The following is a 22,685-nucleotide window of genomic DNA, read 5'->3' on the forward strand; positions in this document are numbered from 1 at the left end:
ATCATTCCCAAAGGTCCAATTACGGACTGATGTTGAGTCGTCGACGCCCGGGGACGCTCGGTCAGTCCATCCTGCGCGGCGTACCGAACAATCCGGTCTCGGCGTCCGTCGGCTGAGTCATCACGTACTGCCGGTCGCGGTCGGCGCACCAGAGCGTGACCCCGTCGGCGAGCGTGGGCAGTGAGTCCACATCACCTCGGGGCAGCGCCAACGCCCGCCCGATTTCAGAGGCTTCATCCGGTGAGACCCGCTGCACGCCGACGAGCCGCGCCTGCCGCAGCAACCGGGGGGCCGCCGGGCTGAGATACGGCAACAGCGTCAGCACCGACTGCCAGGGGCCGGAGACCACACGCCCGCGCGGCGGCCGCATCCCGCAGTCGCGCACCACCAGCACCGGGTTGCCGGCCGAGGAGCCCTGCGGCGGAACCCGTCCCACGTCGTGCACACTCATGCCGTTCTGCCCGCCGCCCATGGCGTGCACCATCTGCATCCAGGCCGGCGCCCGTCCCGTCTCCACGGCGACGCGCGCCCCCGTGGCCGCCGCTCTCAGCGCGAGTACCTGCGCGGTCCAGAGACCGCCGATCAGGACGACGTCGTACGGCGTCGGCCGGTTGAGCCCCAGCACGGCGGGCTGCCCCTCGGCGTCCACCCCGATGACGACCCCGTCGTCCCCGATGGGCAGCGCGAGCGAGTCGACCTCTTCCACGGACAGCGAGTGCCGCCCGTGCCGGGGCCCGATCAGCCCGAACCCGCTGCGCAGACGCCCACGCCCACGCTCCGCGAGCGAGCCGGGAGAGCCGGCCGATCCGCTCCCCGAAGCTCCACGAGCTCCCGGATCCCCCGAAGCCCCGGACGGCCCCGAAGCCCCGAACCCACCCGAATTCCCGTTCCCGTACGCCCCCGAGGCGGTGGCTCCACCTGTGGTCATGGCCATCAGCGAACACCCCCGAGAGGCAGCGTGGCGAGCACACCGGGCAGCTGCTCGCGATCGAGCCGGGCCAGCCCCGTGCCGGCCTGGCGGGCGGCGTGCTCCAACGAACGGCGTGCCGCGACCAGTTCGTCGTCGCTGCGGCCCGTCACTCGCATGTGCCCGCACAGCGACACTTCTTGGCGCTCTCCGCGCCGCAGCGTCAGACTGAAGGTGGTGGCCAGTGCGGGCACGGCCGTGAGCAGCGCGACGAGTTGCGGCAGGGAAGGTCCACCGCCACCGCCCAGTTGGGGCCAGCGCCGCACCCAGTACGTCGTGTGTCTGCGGTTGTCGCAGCGCCAGCTGCGGCCGGACTCCTCGGTCCGCCGCGCGGGCAGGTCGGTGCGTCCCGCCTCGGCCGTCACCAGAGGGTTGGCGCACGCCGAGGTCGCCACCGCGGCCGTCAACTCCTCCTCATTGAGCACCGTGGTACGAAAACCCGCCCCCGTGAGCCGACTCGCGAGATGGTCAGCGGCGCGCACGACGCACTTCTGCGCGCCGACGAGTCCACCCCCGCGCGCGGCCACCGCCTCCGGGCACAGCTCCGGATCGAGCTTCAACGCGATCCAGGTGATGCGCACGGCGGGCGCTCCGGTCTGCTCCTGCAGCGGCGCGTAGTTGCTGACGGCCACGGACTGCTGCGGCAGGTGCAACGCGGGCGCGGGCTGCGTGTGCAGCACGATCTGTGCCGACTCCAGATGGATGTCGTCCACGTCCAGCGTGTCCCGTACGAGCCCGAGCGGGAGCGGCTGACGGCTCCGCTCGGCGCGCAGCGCGGTCGCGTCGGCCTCCACCTGAAGGACGGCGGTCACGAACGTACCGTCCCCGATCACGCCGACGGGCCGCCGGTCCTGCGCGCTGTACGCGGAGGTCCGCAGGCCCGGATCGCACTCCACGGCGGGGGCGAGACCGGGCTCCGTCCCGGGCGGTATCGGCGTACTCGCCGCGCGCCGCTGCCGCGCCCGCAACGCCCGTGCCGTGGCGAGCCATTCGGGCAACGAGCGGCCCCGGCGCCGTACGAAGGCGAGGAGGACGAGTGCGACCGCGACGACAGCGGCCGGCATCAGCGCGAACGGACCGACGATCCACCCGACGAGCAGCGCGGCGGCGGCGATTTCCAACAGAACGATCCGTTGCAACCGGAACGACCCCGACTGCCCGGGACGCACCTTGAGATGCAGCGCCCCCGTCTGCCCCTGAGCCCTCGCGGGCGGCACGGACCGCTGTGACCGGGGTGCCGAGGAGCCCTGCTCCCGCGACCGGTCACGCGACCGGAACCGCGTTCCGGAAGCCATCACTGCATCCCCCCGTTTTCCTTACAACTCATTGGAACAACGCCACCACACAGGGCCCTTGAAGGCCCCGATACCCTACCCGCTCCACAAGACCGATCCCTTACCAGGCATAGTAGGGGGCCGGTCTGACAACGGAGGGCGGGGGACGGTGTACCCCCGAGCGCCGCCAGGCGATACACGGGGAGAATCAGGCACACATGGCATCTCGGCGGGACCAGCTCAACGCCTACACCTTCGCGAAGCGACGCATGCTCGCGTCCTTCGTCCAGTCGTCTCCCGACGGTTCGGAGGAAGGGGCGCCGCGCCCGTTGCGGGCCGTGTTGCCGGGCACTCTCGTCGGCGTGATCATCATGGCCGCGTTCGGGGCGTGGGGGATGTTCAAACCGACTGCCCCACAGGGCTGGGACGCCGTCGGCGAGAAGGTGATCATCGCCAGCAAGTCCACCACCCGATACGTGGTCCTCAAGACCGACGGCAAGGTCCAACTGCACCCGGTCCTCAACATGGCGTCCGCGAAGCTCCTGCTCAAGACGGGCAAGGGCGACGTCGTCACCGTCGACGAGTCCATCCTCGACAGGGGCACCATCCCGCGCGGAGTCACCATCGGCATCCCCTACGCCCCCGACCGGCTTCCCGCCGCCTCCGAGGCGGGCTCCACGAAGCGCTGGGCCGTCTGCGAACGCCCGAGCGCGGGCGGCAGGTCCATCCAGAAGGCCGCGTTCGTCCTGGCCTCACGCGACATGGACAAGACCGAGGGAAGCAAGCAGAAGCTGCGGGGCGGCGAACTGCTCTACGTCGTAGGCCCGGACAAGACCCGCTACATCGTCGACACGAGCGGCACGTCGTACGAGGTCGACAAGAACGACGAGTTGCTGCTGCGCACGCTCGTCGGCTCCGGCCGCGAACCACAACGGGTGTCCAAGGAGTGGCTGGAGACCCTGCACCCGGGCGACCCCATCACCTTCCCGAAGGTCGAGGGGCAGATCGGCACCGCCGCCGGCGTCCAGGGCAGCCTGTCCGACGAGGCGAACAAGGTCGGCATGGTGCTCAAGGCGCCCAACGGCGCGACCGAGCAGTACTACGTCGTGGAGCAGGGAAAGGTGGCTCCTGTCTCGGACTTCACCGCGAAGCTGCTTCTGAACAGCAGCGACCTGGTCAGCCTCGGCCAGGCCGGCAAGGCTCTCGACGTCAGCGCCGGAGCCTTCGTTCCCAATGCGGCCGGGTTCGCAACGGACCACGCCTGGCCGAGCCGCATGCCCGTTCCCGTCAACGAGGCGGACGCATCGGACGGGCACCGCAACACCGTCTGCAACGTCCTGCGCGACGTCGACAAGGCCAAGGGCACAACGACGCTCAGCACTTGGGCGGGCACGGACTTCCCTGCCACCCTCCCGACCGGTTCCTCCAGCGCGTACGTCACCCCTGGCTCCGGTCAGCTCTACCGACAGTTCCAAGGCGAGGAGACAACGGCGGGAGGTGTCTTCCTGGTCACCGACACCGGCCTGCGCTATGCGATGCAGTCCAACGACGACAGCGCCACGAGTGACGCGGGCATCGGCACTACGGCCAAGGAGCGCAAGCAACTCGAGCAGGAAGCCCGCCTGGCCCAGATCAGCCTGGGCTACTCCGACGTGGACCCGGCGCCCATCCCGGCCGCCTGGTCCAAGTTCCTGCCCACCGGCCCCCGTCTGTCGACATCGGCGGCACGCCAGCCGCAGGGTTCGTAAGGGGGAGTCCATGTCGTACGCACCGGTCGCAAGGCCTCTTCGTACCGTCGTCGTCATGGCCGCGACGATGCTCGCTTCCACTGTCACCGTCGCCCTCGCACCGCTCGCGTCCGCGGACACGTCCACGGACCAGTGCACCTTCCCGAACAAGAAGTACGCGGGACGCCCTTGGGCGCTGCAACGCGTCCTGCTGGACGAACTGTGGAGCCAGTCAAAGGGCAAGGGCGTACGGGTGGCTGTGATCGACACGGGCGTGGACGTGAAGAACCCGCAGCTCACCCACGCCGTGGACACGGCGGCAGGTCTCAACCTCCTCCCGAAGAAGCTGAAGGACGACAACGGAGGCCCGATCGCACGCGGCAAGGAGAACGGCACGACGGACACGGTCGGCCACGGCACCCGCGTGGCGGGCATCATCGCGGCCCGGCCCATCTCCGGCACCGGATTCGTGGGCCTGGCTCCCGAGTCGACGATCATCCCCATCCAGCAGAACGACGCGGAGGGCCACGGCACGGCTGAAACCCTGGCCACGGCCATCCGCGACGCGATCCGGGCCAAGGCCGGCGTCATCAACATCTCTCAGGACACCTCGAACGCGGTGAAACCGGCCCCGGATCTGCAACGGGCGGTGGACGAGGCACTGGCCGCCGGCATCGTGGTCGTGGCGTCGGCGGGCAACGACGGCCTGGGCGGCAACGACAAGGAGACCTACCCGGCCTCGTACCCCGGTGTCCTGGCGGTCGCCGCCTCGGACCGCAACAACGAACGCGCTTCCTTCTCGCAGTCCGGCGACTTCGTGGGCGTGGCGGCCCCCGGCGTGGACATGATCTCCACCGTCCCCAAGGGCGGCCACTGCTCCGACAACGGCACCAGCTTCTCGGCCCCGTACGTCGCCGGAGTCGCCGCTCTGATCAAGGCGAAGCACCACGACTGGACCCAACAGCAGATCGTGGCCCAGATCGAACAGACCGCGGAACGCTCGGTGGCGGGCCATGACCGCCTGGTCGGCTGGGGAGTGGTCGATCCGGTCCGCGCCCTGACGGAGGACGACCATCCCATCGAATCGCCCAACCCTGACGAGGGTCTCTCGAAGGCCGAGGCCCCGACCCCGGCAAAACTGCAACTGGGCGAAACCCCGGACGAACGGAACGCACGACTGGCCACGTACGTGGCTGTGGGGGCGGCGGTTGTGCTGGCGGGGCTCAGCGGGGTGGCGGTGGCGGTGCGGGACGCGCGGCGGAGGAAGCGGCGGGTGGCGGGGGCGGAGTGACGGCCTGGGGCACATGGCTGTTCTCGACATCTCCGATGCCCGGCCACTGACTTGTCGGACACCCATCGCGGTCATCGAAAGGACCTCTCCGCGTGAGCTTCGGCCCACCTCCTTCCATGTACACACACTCCGCTCTGACAGCGGACGGCATACGAAAGAAACGCCGCAGGAGACTCTTCGGTGGCGTGGCAGCCCTGCTGATCGGGGCGCTGTGCGCGGGCAGTTGGCTCCTCTGGCACGGTGACGGCGACTCGGTGCAGACAGCCGACAAACCGTCGGCCAGTGCCGAACAGGGTCCGCTCGACATCCGGGAGACGGTCGAGAGCCGCCCCGCGAACACAGCTGGACGCATGGCCTTCAGGTTCTCCGCCGACGACATGGCGCCCGGCGAGTCGCACGCGATGCCGGGCATGTGGGCGACGGACAAGATCCTCGCCAAGGGCATCAACAGAACCCTCGTGGGCTTCAAGATCGGCAAGGATGCCACCACGGGCGACGAAAGCTGGCGCATCAGACTCGCCGGACCGATCTGCGGAACGACGCGTCATGTCACCGTTGGGGACCGCACGGCGGTCCTGTTCCGGTCCGGTGTCGACACCCACGCACCGTGCGATCACGTGGCCTTCGTCGACCTCGACACGGGCAAGAGGCTTTGGGAGGCCCGGTTCTCCAAGGTGAACGCCCTCTACGACACGCCGAGTGTGACCATGACGCGTGCCACGGTCGCTGTGGCGTGGGGCAAGGGCTCGCAGGCGTATGACATGGACCAGGGAAAACTCCTCTGGACGAGTACCCCTCCCCCCAAGTGCAAGGACGGGGGCCTGGCCGGCGGACGTGCCCTGCTCATCCGGACCGACTGCTTCGACGAGAAGAGCCTCGCCGGGTCGTATCGGGTCCGGAAGGTCGACCCCCGCACAGGCAAGGTCAAATGGACGTATCAGGTCGCCAAGGGCGTTCAGAGCGTCTACCTGGTGTCCGCCGAACCCGCCGTCCTCGCCGTGGCGGCGGGCGACGTCGAGATCACCGACCTGATCTCCCTCGACGAACAGGGCAAGTACCGTGTCACGATTCGCGTCGAAGGGGGCCACTACGTCGCCGACTGTGTCGATGACGAGGAGGACGGGGCGGTGGACAACTGCCCGACGATCGTGGTCGGAGACGGCCAGGTCTTCCTGACGAGCAGGGAGGACCCCGACGGAACCATCGTGAACAACTCCAACTGGATCATCGGATTCGACCTCGCGACAGGGAAGACGGTCAAGAAGTTCGAATCAGGTCATGACCAATTGCTGCATCCCCTGCGGATGAGCGGTGACCAGCTCCTGGCACTTCGCGAGAGCAGCGATCACATCACGCCCATGGGACTCGTCAGCCTGAACCCGCGAACCGGCAAGGAAACCCCGTACCTCTACTTCGATCTGCCCTCCGAAGCCTGGACGCTCACAGACCCGACACTGAACGACATCATCGTGCAGAGCGGACGGATCTTCTTCGGCACGAAGCAGGCGAGCGGGCCGAGCACTGCCAAGGAGAAGGCCTGGGAGTGGCTGGTTCTTGGGGTGGGGAGTGCGGGGTAGATCGTCGAACGGGTGCCCGTCCCTTGCGAGTTCGCAATGGCTACACAGCAACGCCGAATGAGTAGGAGTACTCAGGTCCGTCGCCCTGTGGGCCACGTAGTGTCGAGTGGCGGCACGGGCTCAGGCGAGCGCGAGGGCGCGGTGAAGAAGCAGTGAAGCTTCGCTGGGTGGTAGCACAGCTGTTGCATATAGCAGTTGGGGCTGTCATAGGAAACGACTAGAGTGATGTCGTTGCGGATATGAACGCTTGAGGGGTGCAGTCGCCCGGAGCGGGCGACAAAACGGGGAGGGAAGGCGTCATGCTTCCTGCGGACATGACAGGTGGGGCGTCGCCAAGCACAGCCGCGGACCTGAAGGTCGGCGCCGACGTGCTGATGACGTTCAAACAGCGCATCGACAAACTCTTGTCCGAGTTCGAGGACTCGGCGGGCAGCGCGTCCAAAGTGGGTGCGCACCGCGTCTCGCGCACTTCTCTCAGCGGGCACGGCAGCCCCTTCCATGAGGCTGACGCCCTGTTCACTCAGTACGAACAGGTTCACGAGCACATCACGCAGCTCTCCAAGACGCTGGGGCTCCAGATCGAGGCCATGGGCATCGCGACGCAAGGCGCGCAGAACGGCTTCGACGGCCTCGATGACGACCAGCGGCGCCGTTTCTGGGAGATCCAGATCGAGACCGACCGCCTGTACAGCGAAGCCCAGCAGGAGAAGTCCGGCGAGGGTGAGAAGAAGCTGAGCGACGCGAAGAAGTCCACGAAGGGACTCCAGTAGTGAGCGGGGACGACAAGGCGCCGAAGGAGCTGACTGATCAGCAACGCGTCGACGTTCAGGTCGGCCAGGTCGACGCGGTGTCCGGTGTGTCGAACGTGATGCACGACGCGTTCGGATTCAAGCGCGTCCGCCTGCTGACGTACGGGAAGGTCACGGACTTCGAGGACCACAAGCTCAACGCCATGATCGACCTGGTCCATCAGGCGGACCCCGCCGACCTGGAGCATGCCGGCGAGACGTTGGCGAAGGCGAGCAAGGCGATCAACGAAGCCGCCGCAGAGCTCCGACGTCACCTCAAGCATGCGGGTGAGGACTGGCAGGGCGAGGCCGGCAAGGCGTTCCAGAAGTGGGGAGAGGGCCTCGCCACGCACACCGAGAGCCTGGCCACGTACGCCGACGGCGCCGGGGTGCAGGTCGCGGCCGCCGCGACGGGGCTCGCATCCGTGCGCAGCTCGCTGCCGCCACGGGACACCCGCCCTGCCCTCGACCAGAAGAAGCCGGGGCAGCTCCCGGTACTCCAGCAGTTCGAGGGCAACAAGCAGTATGCCGAGGCGGTCCAGGTCGAGAAGGACCGGCAAGAGGCGATCAACCAGATGAACCGCCTCGCCTCCTTCTACTCGGTGTCCGGGTCCGAACTGGCGAAGCTGGACCCGCCGGCTTTTCAGTCGATGCCGGATGTGGGGATGCCGCCTGCGGACGAGGCACCGAGTGGAGGTACCAATGGTCCCACGCGTCACTCCGACCTGAGCTCAGTCCACCAAGCGGTTGCGGGTGCGAGCGAAGGCAGTCGTGTGTCCCACAGTGATAGCGATTCTGGGAACGGCCGACTTGCCTCTGCGCATCCAACTGTGGACACAAGTGTCGGTCCGCATCGCCCCACTGTCGGTACGGAGATCAACACCGTTGGCACGCTGCCGCCAGAAACCGCGAAGCCGGTGCCAGTGTTCCCCCCTTCCACGGCAACGGGACCCGGTGCGCCTTCTGGGGGAATGCTCCCGCCCCTAGGGACCGGCGTGGTACCTCCCGCCTTCGGAGGCCCGGTCGCGCGCGCTGTCGGACTTGGCGGAGGAGCGGGCGGCAGGACTCCCGGATCGGCTCAAGGACGGGTCACCACCTCTGAGGGAACCACTGCTGGAGGTCGCACAGGACGCGGCCCCGCGGGACCGATCAGCCGCGCATCCGCGCTTGGCCAGCAGGGTGCCCGTGGGCCTGCATCTGCGACGGGCAGGTCGCCCATGGGGCGGGGTGTCACCGGCGGAATGCCCAGAAGCGCGGGTACGACTGGTTCACGCACCGGCGGCACGCCGGGCGGGCGGGTGGGCGGCGTTCCCGGTCAGCCTGCGGCACGGACCGGCCCCGGAGCCACGGGCGCTGCGCGTACGGGCGGCGTGGTCGGTGGCAGGCCCACTTCTGAAACGGGCCCGAGTGGGACTGGTGCCAGGGTTCCGCGTGGGACGGTCATCGGTGGCGAGGGCACACCAGGGGCTCGTACGGGCGAAAGGCCGGGGCAGCGCGGAGTGATCGGTGCGAACAACCCGGCTCCCGGCACGGGCCAGGGACAGTCTCAGCGCCGGTCTCCAGGCAATGCGGACAGTGTGGTCGGCGCGCCCGCGAGTCGGGCCGGCGGCAGGGGCAACGGAGCCACGTCCAGTGGTTCTGGCCTGGTGTCCGGTTCCGCGGAGGGCCGCAGCCCTGATCGTGCCGCAGGCGGGAGAACGCAGCGTCAACAGCACTCTGCCGAGGACAAGAAGCGCTCACGTGATGACGCGCGGCGCGGCGATGCGCCGTCGGCGACCGACTGACCGAAACGACCGAGGACGTACAGAAGCATGAAGTCAGGGACTGGCGTACGCCGTATGCGGGCCGCGCTGTGGGCTGGGCATGCCCGGAGACATGTGACCACCGTGGGCGCGACGCTGGGTGCTTTGGCCGTCATGTCTGTTGGGCTGGCCCCTGCCGCGGCTGCCGACGACATCCAGTCGCAGCAGTGGTACTTGGACGCGATGAACGCCCAGGGGCTGTGGAAAGTCAGCACGGGCAAGGGCATTTCGGTCGCCGTGGTCGACACCGGCGTGAACCCGGACACGAATTCGTTGAAGGGCCAGGTGCTGCCTGGAGTCGATGCCACGGGAACCACCGGCGATGAAACGGACGACTACACCGGTCACGGCACGTCGATGGCTGAGTTGATCGCAGGGACCGGCCGTGGTGGCGGGCTCAAGGGAGTGGCACCCGGGGCCAAGATCATCCCAATCCGCACGGTACTCCTCGGAATTGGCAAGAAAGGTGAGGAGCAGGGTGACACTTCAGCGAAGGCCATCCGAGCTGCTGCCGATTCCGACGCAAAGATCATCAGTATGTCGTTCGGTACGTATTCTGAGGACGACGGTGAACGTGAAGCCGTGCAGTACGCACAGAGCAAGGGGAAGCTGCTCATTGCCGCTGTGGGTAACGCTGCCGATATCGCAAAGAACTACATCGGCTATCCCGCCAAATACCCCGGCGTGGTCGGAGTCTCGGCGATCAACGAAAATGGCGAGGTAGCCAAGTTCTCGCAGGACGGCGCCTACGTGGACCTGGCCTCGCCAGGCGTGGACGTACCGACCTGGTGTGACAAGACCTTCAAGTCCTACTGCGCCCAGAGCAATGGCACCAGCCAAGCCACCGCCATCACCTCCGGCGCCGCCGCCCTCATCTGGGCCGCCCACCCCAAGTGGACTGCCAACCAGGTCCTCCGCGTGATGATAGATACCGCCGGCCGGGACTGGCCGAAGAGCACCCCGAGCCGGTACCTCGGGTACGGCACGATCCGCCCGGCGCAGGTTCTCCTGAAGGGCAAGGGGGATCCCGGAGCCGCCGACGTCGACCCCGTCACGAACAAGAAGACGCCCGGCCTGTCTGCCGGCACCGACGCCTCGCCCTCCGCTTCCGCATCAACCTCGTCACAAGCCTCGAACTCCACTTCAGGCGGCCAGACTTCAGCGGCAGGATCAAGCTCGGACTCGTCCGGCAACACCACGCTGTGGGTCGCTCTCGGAGCCGCGGCGGCGGTCGTGGTGATCGGCGGTGGGGCCTTCGCGGTGATTCGCTCACGGCGAGGCGTATGACCGCCATGGCCCACCACCTGTGATGGACAACGGGTCGCGCAATGAACGAGCGCCTCACCACCCGGTGTAGCGCCAGGAACACAAATCCTTCTCACGAAAGGCAGTGCCGAGATGGCTGACGGCCGCAAGCTAGACGACGCACACGTACATAAACTCCAGACGAACGTCATCGACCGGTACGACAACGTCAAGCAGCACCTTCAGAAGCTCCAGGGATGCATCGACATGATCGAGGCCAACTGGACGGGCTTCGGCGCCAACGCGTTCAAGACCAAGCAGCACGAAATCAACGAGCACATGGCCGGGATCGGGCGCATGCTCGACGACTTCCTGAACGGAATCGACCTCACCAAGAAGGACAAGGACAAGCTCGAGGACGAACTCCACTCCACGATCTCCAGCATCGAAGTGGACGCCGGCGCGAAGACCTCGGCGCTCAACCTTTACTGACGGGCCCCGAGTCGCACCCCCGGACCGTGAGGTCCTGCTCACATCGTCAAGGAGATGAGGAAACATGACCGGCACGCCACACCTCCAGGATCTTGCCGTCAAGTACGGCGTCCTGGACGCGCTCGCCACTGAACTCGGCGGCCTGGCCAAGCAACTCGAGAGCGATCTCACCCAGCTGAAGCAGGGCGTCCACAGCGCGGCAGAGGGCTGGGCCGGCGACGCCTACGACGCGTTCCAGCGGAAGTCGAAGGAGTGGGACAACCACACCAGCGCCATCCATCAGGCGCTGCTCTCCATCACGCAAAAGGTGCACCAGGCCGGCGGTGACTACCGCGGCGGCGACAAGAAGGCGGCCAGCTTCTTCGAGTGAGACGGGCTGGCTGGAGGCACCGGGGGTGGGCACGCACGGGAGGTGCCCACCCCGCGTTGCGTCATCGAGGCCCCTTCCAGACAAGCCGTCACCTTCGAAACGTCCTGAGGATCCACACGTGGCTCGGGACGAGTGGGAGCAACTGAAGAAGCAAGCCGCTGAGCGCGCCGAACCCGGCCCGGACCATGTGACCGGCGCCATGCGGGAAGGCACCACCGAAGAGCCCGGGGACGCCCGGCGGCAGCCGGAGGCGCACCTCACGGGCGACTCCCCGGAGGCCGGGGCAGCCACCGGACCCCTTCACTCCGTCACGGCCGAACCCGACGGATTCGGGGCGGCGCGGCGGATGGACCGGATCAGGCACATGATCGACCGCTTCCGGGACACCACGGTCCTGGTCCCCTCGTTCCGCTCGACGGCGGCGGCGAACGGGCCCAGGCGGCGGCTCAGCAGCAGGGCGGGAGCGGCGGCTGATGGGGCTCGGGGATCTGGTCAACGCCGGGCTGGGCAAGCTCGAGGACGGCGTCGACGCGGGCAAGTAGCTCGTCGGTGCGGGCGTCGAGTGGGGCGCCCACAAGGTCGGGGACGGTCTGGAGGCCGTCGGGGCCGGCGGCTGGGCCGACAAGGTCGAGGACATCGCCGACAACATCGCCTCCGACCTGGGCGCGAGTGTCGGAGAGCAGCAGCTCGGCGAGACCGACCAGGCGAACGAGCTGGTGCACGGCAATCCGGCGTCCATCCGGGCCGCCGCCAAGCACCTGACGGGCTTCCACACCGCCTTCGACTCGGTCGACAGGGAATGCGCTCGCTGGACTCCTCGCACTGGAAGGGCGAGTCGGCCGACACCTTCCGCGAGAAGTTCGCCATGCGTCCCCCAAGTGGCTGCGCGCCGCGGACGCCTGCGAGGCCGCAGGCAAGGCGCTGGACAGCTACGCGGACACGGTCAAGTGGCGCAGGGTCAGGCCCAGGACGCCATCGACCTGTACAAGAAGGGCAAGAAGGCCTCCGAGCAGGCGGTGGAGGCGTACAACAAGCGCGTCGACGCGTACAACGCCGCAATCAAGGCGGACAAGGACCCCGGGCCTCCCCTGGAGCAGTTCAAGGACCCCGGCCGCAGCGACATCCAGAGCGCCCGCCAGATCCCGGCGGACGCGCGTCGCCAGCGGGCCGAAGCCGGTCGTGTCGCCACGCAGGCGATCACCGCGGCCTCGAAGCACGCCCCGGCCGAGCCGCCGCCTCTCGACAGGCTGGAGTCCGACGCGCTCGACGGCTACGGCGCGCTCAACACCGAGGTCCTCCACTTCACAGGCGGAGTGATCAAGAGGAGCGCGGGGCTGATCAACTTCGTCCGCGGCCTGAACCCGCGCACCGGGGCCCGTGCTCTCCGCGACCGAACACGCTGACTGGGCAACGGTGATGGACGAACTCTCGGGTTTCCCAGTCGGAGCCCGAGCCGTGATCTGGGGCCGTCGAGTCGACGCGCGCGGCCGGGAGTCCGTCGGCCGGCTGCTGAAGGCGGTGCACACGGCGCAGGGCGTGATGCTGGTCGACGGTTCCACGGATTCTGCCGTGGCGTTCGACCAGGTCGGAATCCGTGGTTCTGCACGTCATCCGCTATCGCTGACGCCCACAGCGGCACCCACGGGCGCTCACACGGACACAGCCGAGATGGGTCCTTTGACCAGGGCGAATTACTGTGACCTGCAGTGACACCCAGGTGAACACGGTGTACGCGGACGACGGAGAGGAGGTCTGGTCGGCCCCGGGTCAGGCACTCGAACTGTCCGGTACCTCCGAACACCAGGTCGTAGTCGTCGTCGACGACGTACACCGTCGGACCTCGCCACCAGCCGCCCTCCGGCAGCTCCTGTGCGGTGACTCAGCCGTGGGGCGCGGCGCAGCATAGCGCTGTACTACTGGCACCCCTGCTTCTCCATGGCCTTCGGGAAATAGGAACGGAGGAAGGAGCGCAGGGCATCGCGCCGTTCCGAAGCCTTCTCAGGAACGTTCTTCTGAAGCTGGATCAGTACGGCGAACTTTTGCTGCTTTCCCTTGTAGGCGCAGTTGGCGACCGCCATCGCTCCGCGATCGGCGATCACGGCCTCGTCGCCGATGTCGGCAGCGGCGGGATTCCCAAGGCGTACGAGTGCCTGATCCTGGACCTTGATGGGATCGGTGTCGCCGGCAACGACATCTCCCGAAAGGTAGACGACCAGGTTCTGGTCCACCAGCAGACGGCAACGTGGACTCTCCGGGCCGGCGTCGTATGACTTCTGGGTGAGTTTCTTCCCGTTCGGCAGGAGGGGAGACAGCGAGTCGGAATCGACGGTCACACCGCATGCCTTGTCCGGGATCGCGTAGTCGCGAGATCCCGAACAAGCCGTCGCCGTCAGAAGGGCTACGGTCACAGCAGCAGCGGCACTTCGCGTACGGCGCCGGGATCCTCCCGTATGCACCGCGAGCCGACCCGGAAGCAGAGAAGTACCGTTGTTCACTGATCGCCTGCCAGTCCCTGGGCACGGCCATTGCCGTCGAAGGCGGCGCCGTTGATCTCGGATGTGATCGTGTATCTGTTGTTGTTGTCGTGGTTCGGGTTGGCGTCCATCCACAGGTCGGCCAGTTTCTGCAGTTGGTTCTCCCGTGCGGTGAAGACTTCGCCGTTCTGCCGGGCCGTCTCCTCGTTGATGCGTGCTTGCTCGTCCAATTGCCATTGGTAGGCAAGGGCGTCGACGCCTCGCTGGGCGGCGTCACCGACAACCGGGATGAAGTTCACGGCACCACCGAAGCCGTGATACAGCCACTTGGCGTCCCATGAAGGGTCGTGCTTGTCTGTCTTCAAGGCCTGATAGCGGGCTTCTTCGAGGAAGCCGACGGTGTGCCCTGCCCGGAGCAGCGTTTCCTTCGGATCGCTCGGATGGTCCGCGTAGATGTCGCGCACCATCTCCCGGTTCAGGCCGTCGTTGAGTATTCCGTAGGCGTTCTGATCACGTGACACCTGCTTCGTCACTTCCAACAGCTGATGTCGATCGAGCTGTCTCGGGTCGCTGTGATCGTCTGCGAGGGAACTTGCGGTGTGATTGACCTCGTCGCCATAGTTCACCAGCACTTTGGCCATGTCATCACGCATCTCGGGAGCGAAGTCGTCGCCCACACCCGAGATGATCTTCAGTGAGCGATCGAGGACGTGCCGGTTCCCGGCCGTGTGCTCCACGGGCACGGCGTGAGGGTCGTTGGGGTTGACGCCCGTGGCTGCGGCGACGAGGGCATTCCCCGTCGCGTCACGCGACTGGTTTCCGTCGTGGCTGTTCAGGGGGGTGTCGTCGAATGTGGGGCGATCCTTGAGGACCCATTCAGCGTTGTCCTGGGGCTCGGTCCTGTTGAAGAAGTCGGTGGCGGCGTCGGGGCTGTTCGAGAGAGCTGTCATGAATCCGGTCATCGGATCCCGGCCGAACTCGTCGCCCATGAAGTTCATCTTGGGCATGGGAGGTCCGCCCACGCCACCGTTCCAGTAGTGGTCCGGCAGCTTCATCTTCTTCTCGGTTGACACCAGGGCGTCACCGTACTTGTTCAAGAACGCGTCATTATAATCCCCGACTCGCATAAGGTTGCTCATCAGCTGGAAACCGTAGACCTGTGTTCCACGGGTCTGGATGCGATCGTCACCCAGCTGGACCATGTCGTCCTCCCAGTGCCGCATCGCAGGCGAATCCGACTGTGTCGCTCCTGCGAGAGTGAGACTGAGATTCTTTTGGAATTCGCCGAGCTGATCGAGGCGTGCCCGCTGCAGATCGCCGCCGTCCGAGGGATCGGAGAGGTCGGCCCAGAAATCCAACGTCCCTTTCGGGCCGAGGGTGGTGGCGAACCTCTCCTGAAAGAGGGGGTCGTTCTTGTAGCCGGCGAGATTCCGGTTGAGTTCATCAAATTCCTGGGGAGACATGGAATCTCCCTTGCTCTTGATGAGGTTCGCGTACTTCTCGGCGTCCTCCAGAGCCTTGGTCGCCGAATCCCTGTCGCCGTACGAGGCGCCGGAGAACCCGTACTCGGCCTGCTCGACGATTGCGCGAAGCGCCTCGGACGCGGTCTCGTCGCTGTGCGTGGCTCTGCCGAGAATGCGCTGGACGTCATCGCGCAGCTCGGTCACATCCTGTTCGCTGTGATCAGGGACCGTGGTTCCCTTGGCCGCGCGATCGGGATGGATGTTCATGGTGACGGTGAAGGAGCCGTTCCCGGTGTCCATCACTGTCAGGTTCTTCTTGAGCCCGCGTGATATCGCCTCGTTGAGCTGCTCGTGGTAGCTGACGAGCTCCTCATGGGTGTCCTTGAGGATGTTACGGATGGTGCTGGCCTCGGTGTGGGCGTCAGAGAACTCGCCCGCCGTCTTGGTGATGAACTCGCGCGAAACGGTGGCGTTCACGCCGGCCCAATTGGCCTTGTCCGCCAGGCCTTTGAGTCCTTCGCGGGCGTTCTTCTCAAGGGTCTCCAGGTTCCCCACAACCCGAGTCCAGTCGGCTATGGCAGTACCGAGCGACGCGAAGTTCCCAAACCGGAGCGTATCCAGATCCATCAGTGACCCTTCCCCCCGTCGAAGCCCTTGTCGAGCGTGGAGATGCTGCTGATCTGGCCGCCGATGTAGTACTCGTCGCCCTGATGGGCCTTCTTCGTGAAGTCCATATGGTTGGAGATATGGGCACACGCGTCGAGGAGCGACGTCAGTTGTTCTTCCCAGCGGCTCTGCACGCGGTCGACCGCCCCACCCAGTTTGAAGCCCTGGGTCCTGAGATCCGACGCCGCTGTCTGGCTGCTGGACCAGGCGTCACGCCCATAACGGCCCAGGTCTTCCCACAGCTTGAACGCCCGGTCGCCGATCGCGGCGAGATCCTTTTGGTCAACGGTCAGATCACCCTGCGGGGTGCTGCCACCGCCACCGTCGGCCGGCAGCTGATTGAGTTGCATGTGCGCGGATTGTTTCTGCGCTGCCTGGTTCTTCAGCTGCTCCCATTCGTCCCAAGCCACGTCCGAATCCTCCCCGTTGTTCCCGTGAACGCGGCCTTCGGACCGACGCCCGCCGGGCTACTTCAACGTACCAATGGAACAGATCTGTCGCCTCGGAGCTGTCGAGTGCGAAGACTTTCGCGTGTACTTCATCAGTACTCCACACTCATCAACCCGGTCTGAACCAACGGCTTTCCCCGCCTACGAGAGACAAAGACGCCCCGCCCCGCAGGCATCGCCCGAGGCCGCACTCCGCCCAGGACGTCGCCCTCGCCCGGATCGCCGGCGAGCACCACACCCTGCGCACCCAGCTCCCTCATCCGCTGCATGAACGGCTCGTACGCGGCGCGTCCCGCGCCGGCACTCGACCGGGCGATGATGAACCGCACGCCCACATCCCGTGCGAACGGAAGCAGTTCTGTCAGACCGCCCAGCGGGTTCCCGCTCGACGTGGACACGAGGTCGTAGTCGTCGACCACGACGTACACCGTCGGGCCGCGCCACCAGCTCCGCTCCCGTAGCTGCTGTGCGGTCACGTCCGCCGTGGGTGTCCGGCGTTGCATCAGCTCCGCCAGCGCGCTCATGTGGTGCTCCATGGCGTTGGACATGGGGATGTACTCGGCGAGGTGCGTGGACGGCGTGACGTCCAGCAGTGAGCGCCGGTTGTCGACCACGAACAGCTTGCAGTCGTCGCCCGAGTAGCGCTCGGTCAGCTGCTTGATCAGCAGGCGCAGCAGGTTCGACTTGCCCGACTCGCTCTCCCCGAAGACGAGGAAGAACGGGTCCTGCTCGAAGTCGACGAAGACGGGTTCGAGGTTGTCCTCGTCGAGCGCGAAGGCCACGCCGCGCTGCGGGGCGTGGTCGCCCGGAGGCAGTTGCTGCGCAGGGAACTCGCGGGGGAGCAACCGGACTTCGGGGGCGCCGGGCGCCTGCCAGTGGCGGGACACCTCCGTCGCCAGCGCCGCCGTCGCGTCGGCGAGGTCCGTGTCCGACGTCAGACCGTCGATGCGCGGAACGGCGCCCATGAAGTGCAGCTTCCCCGGCGCCTGGCCGCGGCCGGGCACGCCCGTGGGGACGTTCACCGCCACCTTGCGGTCCAGCTCGGAGTCCATCGTGTCGCCGAGGCGCAGCTCCAGGCGGTTCATCAGGTGGTCCTTGAGGTTCGCCCGGACCTCCATCGACCTGGACGCGGTCAGGACGAGGTGGATGCCGTAGCCGAGGCCCCGTGCGGCGATGTCCAGGACGACGCCCTCCACGGCCTCGTAGTCCGTACGGAAGTTGCCCCAGCCGTCGATGACCAGGAAGACGTCACCCCACGGCTGGTCGGTCACGGAGATCTGACCGCGCGCCCGCTTCGTGCGGAACTCGGCGATCGACGAGATGCCGGAGGAGCGGAAGTACTCCTCGCGGCGCGTCATGACGCCGTACACCTCGGCGACCGTACGCCGCACCTTCTCCGGGTCGAGGCGCGAGGCCACCCCGCCGACGTGCGGCAGTCCGGCCACGGCCGCCATGCCGCCACCGCCGAAGTCGAGGCCGTAGAACTGCACCTCGTGCGGGGTGTGGGTGAGGGCGAAGGAGGAGATCAGGCTGCGCAGCAGCGTCGACTTGCCGGACTGCGGGCCGCCGACGATCTGCATATGGCCGGCCGCGCCCGAGAAGTCGACCCACAGCGGGTCGCGACGCTGCTCGTACGGCTTGTCGACGAGACCGACGGGTACGACGAGCCGTCCTGCCCCCTCGTACCCGGGCTGGGTGAGCCCGCGCCCCTGCACCGCGGCCAGTCCCGGGAGCAGCCCGTCCAGTGACGGCGGGCTGTCCAGCGGCGGCAGCCACACCTGATGGGCCGCCGGGCCCTGCGCCTCCAGACGGCGCACGATCACGTCGAGCACGGTGTCGGCCAGGGCGTCGTCCGTCTCCGGCGTCTCCTCGCGCTGCTGGGGCACGGTGACGTACCGCACCGGCACCTCCGCCGCGGTGAACAGCACCGGCCGCCGGTCCACCGGCAGCGCGCCGCCGAGCGAGGACCGGGTCGGACCCGTGCGGTACACCCCGGAGACGTACGCCGCCTTGAAACGCACCATCTCGTCGGTGCCGAACTTCAGGAAGCCGGAACCGGGCACGTTCGGCAGTTCGTACGCGTCGGGGACGCCCAGCGCCGCACGCGACTCGGCGGCGGAGAACGTCCGCAGGCCGATCCGGTACGAGAGGTACGTCTCCAGACCGCGCAGCCGGCCCTCCTCCAGGCGCTGCGAGGCCAGCAGCAGATGCACGCCCAGCGAACGGCCGATGCGGCCGATCTGCACGAACATCTCGATGAAGTCCGGCTTGGCGGTCAGCAGCTCACTGAACTCGTCGATCACCAGGACGAGGGACGGGATCGGCTGGAGCGGCGCCCCGGCCGCCCGCGCCTTCTCGTAGTCGTGGATGTTCGCGTAGTTGCCCGCGTCGCGCAGCATCTCCTGACGGCGGTTGAGCTCACCGCGGATGGAGTCGCCCATGCGGTCGACCAGCGTGAGGTCGTCCGCCAGGTTGGTGATCACGGCTGCCACGTGGGGCATCTGCGCCATCCCGGCAAAGGTGGCACCACCCTTGAAGTCCGCGAGCACGAAGTTCAGCGTCTCCGACGAGTGCGTCACTGCCAGACCCAGCACCAGCGTGCGCAGCAGCTCGGACTTGCCCGAACCCGTCGCGCCCACGCACAGTCCGTGCGGGCCCATGCCCTCCTGCGCGGCCTCCTTGAGGTCCAGCATCACGGGCCGTCCGTCCTCGCCGACACCGATCGGCACGCGCAGCCGTTCGGCGAGCGAACGCGCCCGCCAGGTGCGCTTGGTGTCCACCGAGGCCGCGTCTCCGAGGTTCAGCAGATCCGTGAACTCCAGGTTGGCGAGCAGCGGTTCGTCGTCGTCTCCGCCCGAGGCCACGCGCAGCGGCGCCAGCTGCCGCGCCAACGCCTCCGCGGACTCGTACGAGAGGGCGTCCGGTGTGCCCTCGTAGACGATGCCGTGCCCGGACTCCAGATGCAGCGCGTGCGGCTGTACGACGATGGAGAGGTCACCGCGGGCTCCGGACAAGTCGCCGGGGACGACCTCGACGACCGTCACCCCCTGCAGTCCCTCGGGGGTGGCCAGGACGGAGTCCGGCGGCAGCGACAGGCCATCGAGCATGACGACGATGTGCGGTTCGTCCGGGAGCGGAGCGGCGTTCGGATGGAAGCGCGGGCGGCCTGTCAGCCGGGTGGCCAGCAGCTGTTCCAGCTCGCGCGAGTCACTGCCGATCAGCCGGCGGCTGCCCGCGCCGTCCACCGCGTCGGAGAGCTGCACGTGCGGCAGCCACTTGGCCCACTCCCAGTGCGAGAGCTCCTCACGCCCGGCCGCGACCACGATGGTCAGGTCCTCGGGCGAGTGCAGCGAGGCCAGGGAACCTGTCAAAGCGCGCGCCGAGGCACGCACGGACTGCGGTTCACCACTGACCGTGACGTGGTAGAAGGCGCGCAGCGAGACTGCCATCGGCAGCGCGTCCAGGACGCCGTGGGTGGCCACGAAACGCTGCATCGCGCCTGCGGTCAGCGGCTCCAGCTGTTCGACCGGACCTGTCTCGGGGGAGACCAGCGGGGTGGCCAGCGACTGCGGACCGAGGCCGATGCGCACCTGGGCGAAGTCCTCGTCCCCCGGCCGCCGTTCCCACACCCGGCTGCCCTCGGCGACCAGCGCCCACAGCTGCTCGGGGGAGGGGTGCAGGTAGTACTGGGCGTCGCGTTGCGCCTTCCCCGTGTCCAGGGCCGTGCGTCGGGTCTGCGACAGATAGCTCAGATAGTCGCGGCGCATGTCCGCGAGCTGGCCCTGGGAGCCGCGACGGAAGCGGACCACCATCGCGATGGACATGGCCACCGTCGACGCGATCATCACCATGCCCATGATCTTCATGAACGGCTGCCCGTTCGTGAAGAAGAAGACCACCGAGCCGCCCATGCCGAGCGTTGGCAGCAACTGCATGAGGACGCTGTCCTGATGCCCGCGCGGAAGCTCCGGCGGCGGCTGAAGGACGACCTCTTCCGTGGGCACTTCGGACGGCAGCGCCCGAGGTGGGCGCTTGACGATGATTTGGCTCACTGCTCATCAATTCCCTTGCCGGCCCCAGGGTCTTCCGCCCGCCGCCCCGTGTCAGGCGGACGCAGGCCGCCGCGTGATCCTACTGACTTACTACTGACTTCATGGGAGACGGGTGGGCGGTAGGGTGCCGGATGTTCGCCTGAGCACACGCGAACAGGGCTGGAAAAACAGGGCATTCCGTGCGATGTGGTGGTGTGCGGAGCCCAAGAACCCGCCGCACGGACCTCTTTCCGCCGCCTTGCCGCACCGTTGGCCGAGTGGTCCGGACAAAGAGACGCAGGACCTTCACACCGTGACCCCAGAACCACCGCAGCCGCGGCGCCATCGCGGCCGCGGAACCGACGCAGACGCAAGAGCATGACCGAGATCCCAGACGCAGGACCATCATTGAGGGGGAGCAGCAGGTGAGCATGACGGCCTCCGCGACAACCACCGGAGCCGGAGGGACGGGACCCGGAGCCCCTCACGGGGCGGGCACGGGCCTCGGCTTCTGTCGGGTCACCATCGTCGCGCCCGACAGCCGGATCGACGTGGCGCTGCCCGACGACATCCCGGTCGCCGACATCTATCCGGAGATCCTCAGGCTCTCCCAGCAGAGTCGCGCCCAGGGCGCTCCGGTCGGTTACCACCTCGTACGCCGCGACGGCGCTGTCCTCGACAGCTCGCGCTCCTTCGCCGCGCAGCGGATTCTCGACGGCGAACTCCTCACCCTGCGCCCCTTCTCCGAGTCGCTGCCCCCCGCCGTCTTCGACGACGTGTCAGAGGCGGTCGCATCCGCGGTCACCCGTGAACGCACCCTGTGGAGCGGCGACCTGACGCGCGCCGCGGGGCTCGTCGGCGGCGGTGTCCTGCCGACGCTGCTCGCCTTCGTTGCCTGGACCGCCGATCCGCGCCACGACATGCACAGCCTGCCCGGCATCCTCGCGGGCATCACCGGTGTACTCCTCGTCGTCCTTGCCGCGATCCGTGCACGGATCTACGACGACCGGGCCTCCGCCGTCGCGCTGGGACTCGGCGCGCTCTCGAACGTGGGCGTGGCGGGCTCCGGGCTGCTGTCACTGGCGGGCGGCGAGGGCATCGGCAAGCTGCAGTTCCTGCTCGCCTGCGCCGCGGTGCTGGTGGCCTCGGTGGTCCTCACCCTGTGCTCGCCGCGCGGGGACGGCCCGTTCGTCGCCTTCGTGTTCGCCTCTGCCGTCGCCCTGGTCGTGGTGTTCGTGGCACTGCTCGTGCACTGGACGCCCACCGAGATCGCCGCGCTGTGCGCGCCCGTCGCCGTGGGAGCGCTGGCCTTCCTGCCGGGCATGTCCATGCGCTTTGCCCGCCTGCCGATCGGCTTCGACCCGCCGAACGCCGCTCCGCGCAGCGCGTACGGTGCCGATCCCGCCCCGCCGGAGCCGGTCGACGCCGAACGCATCGAGGCGCAGGCCCGCCGCGGCCACGAACTCCTCGTCGGGCTCGTCGGCGGCTGCGCGCTGCTGGCCGTCGGCGCCTCGGCGGTGCTCGGCTTCTCCGACAACGTCTGGGGGCAGCTGCTCGCCTTCGCCACCGGCGTCGCCATGCTGATGCGCGCCCACCTGTTCCGCTACACCACTCAGGTCGCGCCCGTCCTGGCCGCAGGTCTCGGCGCCCTCGTCCTGCTCGGCCTGGGCCTGGCGCTCAACCCGCCGCACGCTCTGATGCGCGACGCCCTCACCGGCGACCGTGCGGACCTCGACATCCGCACGATCTGGCTCGTCGCGGCGATCGCGGCGGCGGCAGCGCTGGTCACCGCACTCGGCCTGATCCTGCCGCGCGGCGGCCTCACCCCGTTCTGGGGCCGATTCCTGGAAATCGCCGAAGGCTTCGTACTGCTCACCCTGATTCCGCTGGCCCTCGCCGTCTTCGACGTGTACGGCGCGGCCCGGTCCATGACCAGCTGATCACCGAGCCGAGAACGGGGAGGGCGGGGGGGGGCCCACCCCCCCCCCCCCCCCCCCCCAGGCCCCCCCCACCGCGCCCCCAGCCGCGCCACCCCCCCCCGGGGGCGGGGGGGGATAAAAAAAAAACAA

The 22,685-nt window shown here is 67.8% G+C and carries 16 protein-coding genes and 1 pseudogene; 11 read left to right on the top strand and 6 right to left on the bottom strand.

The window, feature by feature from the left end; all coding sequences use genetic code 11:
• Positions 1 to 61 precede the first annotated feature (61 nt).
• Positions 62 to 937 (bottom strand): hypothetical protein, encoded by an 876-nt coding sequence (locus ACFVWD_RS46325; protein WP_389604293.1) that lies wholly within the window; start codon positions 935 to 937, stop codon positions 62 to 64.
• Positions 934 to 2,262, bottom strand: a complete 1,329-nt coding sequence (gene eccE / locus ACFVWD_RS46330) for a type VII secretion protein EccE (RefSeq protein WP_389604274.1) — start codon at positions 2,260 to 2,262, stop codon at positions 934 to 936. Before eccE ends, ACFVWD_RS46325 begins: the two co-directional genes overlap by 4 nt.
• 197 nt (positions 2,263 to 2,459) lie before the next feature.
• On the opposite strand from eccE, the gene eccB reads away from it, so the two are divergent.
• The 10 genes and pseudogenes from eccB (at position 2,460) to ACFVWD_RS46380 (ending at position 13,439) form a co-directional block, all read left to right on the top strand.
• Positions 2,460 to 3,989 (top strand): type VII secretion protein EccB, encoded by a 1,530-nt coding sequence (gene eccB, locus ACFVWD_RS46335; RefSeq protein ID WP_389604276.1) that lies wholly within the window; start codon positions 2,460 to 2,462, stop codon positions 3,987 to 3,989.
• A 55-nt stretch (positions 3,990 to 4,044) separates the two neighbouring features.
• Complete coding sequence (gene mycP / locus ACFVWD_RS46340) at positions 4,045 to 5,259, top strand: type VII secretion-associated serine protease mycosin (protein WP_389604278.1); 1,215 nt, start codon at positions 4,045 to 4,047, stop codon at positions 5,257 to 5,259.
• A gap of 185 nt (positions 5,260 to 5,444) precedes the next feature.
• Positions 5,445 to 6,836 (top strand): PQQ-binding-like beta-propeller repeat protein, encoded by a 1,392-nt coding sequence (locus ACFVWD_RS46345; RefSeq protein WP_389604279.1) that lies wholly within the window; start codon positions 5,445 to 5,447, stop codon positions 6,834 to 6,836.
• Between the two features lie 299 nt (positions 6,837 to 7,135).
• Positions 7,136 to 7,606, top strand: a complete 471-nt coding sequence (locus ACFVWD_RS46350) for a hypothetical protein (protein ID WP_181360932.1) — start codon at positions 7,136 to 7,138, stop codon at positions 7,604 to 7,606.
• Between the two features lie 1,895 nt (positions 7,607 to 9,501).
• Positions 9,502 to 10,713, top strand: coding sequence for a S8 family serine peptidase (locus ACFVWD_RS46355; protein ID WP_389604280.1), 1,212 nt, complete (start codon positions 9,502 to 9,504; stop codon positions 10,711 to 10,713).
• 111 nt (positions 10,714 to 10,824) lie between these two features.
• Positions 10,825 to 11,163, top strand: a complete 339-nt coding sequence (locus ACFVWD_RS46360) for a WXG100 family type VII secretion target (protein ID WP_389604281.1) — start codon at positions 10,825 to 10,827, stop codon at positions 11,161 to 11,163.
• A 64-nt stretch (positions 11,164 to 11,227) separates the two neighbouring features.
• Positions 11,228 to 11,533 (top strand): WXG100 family type VII secretion target, encoded by a 306-nt coding sequence (locus ACFVWD_RS46365; protein ID WP_389604283.1) that lies wholly within the window; start codon positions 11,228 to 11,230, stop codon positions 11,531 to 11,533.
• A 590-nt stretch (positions 11,534 to 12,123) separates the two neighbouring features.
• A pseudogene (locus ACFVWD_RS46370) lies at positions 12,124 to 12,400 on the top strand (putative T7SS-secreted protein); the annotation flags it as partial.
• Positions 12,401 to 12,480: 80 nt separating this feature from the next.
• The gene (locus ACFVWD_RS46375; protein WP_389604284.1) at positions 12,481 to 12,936 is read left to right on the top strand and encodes a putative T7SS-secreted protein; all 456 of its coding nucleotides are present in this window, start codon (positions 12,481 to 12,483) and stop codon (positions 12,934 to 12,936) included.
• 293 nt (positions 12,937 to 13,229) lie between these two features.
• Entirely contained in the window at positions 13,230 to 13,439 is a 210-nt protein-coding gene (locus ACFVWD_RS46380; protein ID WP_389604286.1) for a hypothetical protein, read from the top strand.
• Positions 13,440 to 13,446: 7 nt separating this feature from the next.
• On the opposite strand, the gene ACFVWD_RS46385 is transcribed toward ACFVWD_RS46380, so the two are convergent.
• From ACFVWD_RS46385 to eccCa, 4 genes are all read right to left on the bottom strand, one after another.
• A complete protein-coding gene (locus ACFVWD_RS46385; RefSeq protein ID WP_389604287.1) occupies positions 13,447 to 13,866 on the bottom strand; it encodes a hypothetical protein in 420 nt (139 codons plus the stop codon).
• A gap of 158 nt (positions 13,867 to 14,024) precedes the next feature.
• Positions 14,025 to 16,097: a hypothetical protein gene (locus tag ACFVWD_RS46390; RefSeq protein ID WP_389604288.1), complete on the bottom strand. Its 2,073-nt coding sequence runs from the start codon at positions 16,095 to 16,097 to the stop codon at positions 14,025 to 14,027.
• Positions 16,097 to 16,546, bottom strand: a complete 450-nt coding sequence (locus tag ACFVWD_RS46395; protein WP_389604289.1) for a hypothetical protein — start codon at positions 16,544 to 16,546, stop codon at positions 16,097 to 16,099. The genes ACFVWD_RS46390 and ACFVWD_RS46395 overlap by 1 nt, the downstream gene beginning before the upstream one ends.
• 131 nt (positions 16,547 to 16,677) lie before the next feature.
• Positions 16,678 to 20,637 carry a type VII secretion protein EccCa gene (eccCa, locus tag ACFVWD_RS46400; RefSeq protein WP_389604290.1) on the bottom strand — a complete coding sequence of 1,320 codons (3,960 nt, stop codon included), beginning with the start codon at positions 20,635 to 20,637 and terminating at the stop codon, positions 16,678 to 16,680.
• A gap of 404 nt (positions 20,638 to 21,041) precedes the next feature.
• Here eccCa and eccD point away from each other — a divergent pair, with 404 nt between their 5' ends.
• A complete protein-coding gene (gene eccD / locus ACFVWD_RS46405; RefSeq protein WP_389604292.1) occupies positions 21,042 to 22,556 on the top strand; it encodes a type VII secretion integral membrane protein EccD in 1,515 nt (504 codons plus the stop codon).
• The last annotated feature ends 129 nt before the right edge of the window (positions 22,557 to 22,685 follow it).

The sequence above is a fragment of the Streptomyces sp. NPDC058086 genome (assembly GCF_042885015.1).
Lineage (GTDB): Bacteria > Actinomycetota > Actinomycetes > Streptomycetales > Streptomycetaceae > Streptomyces.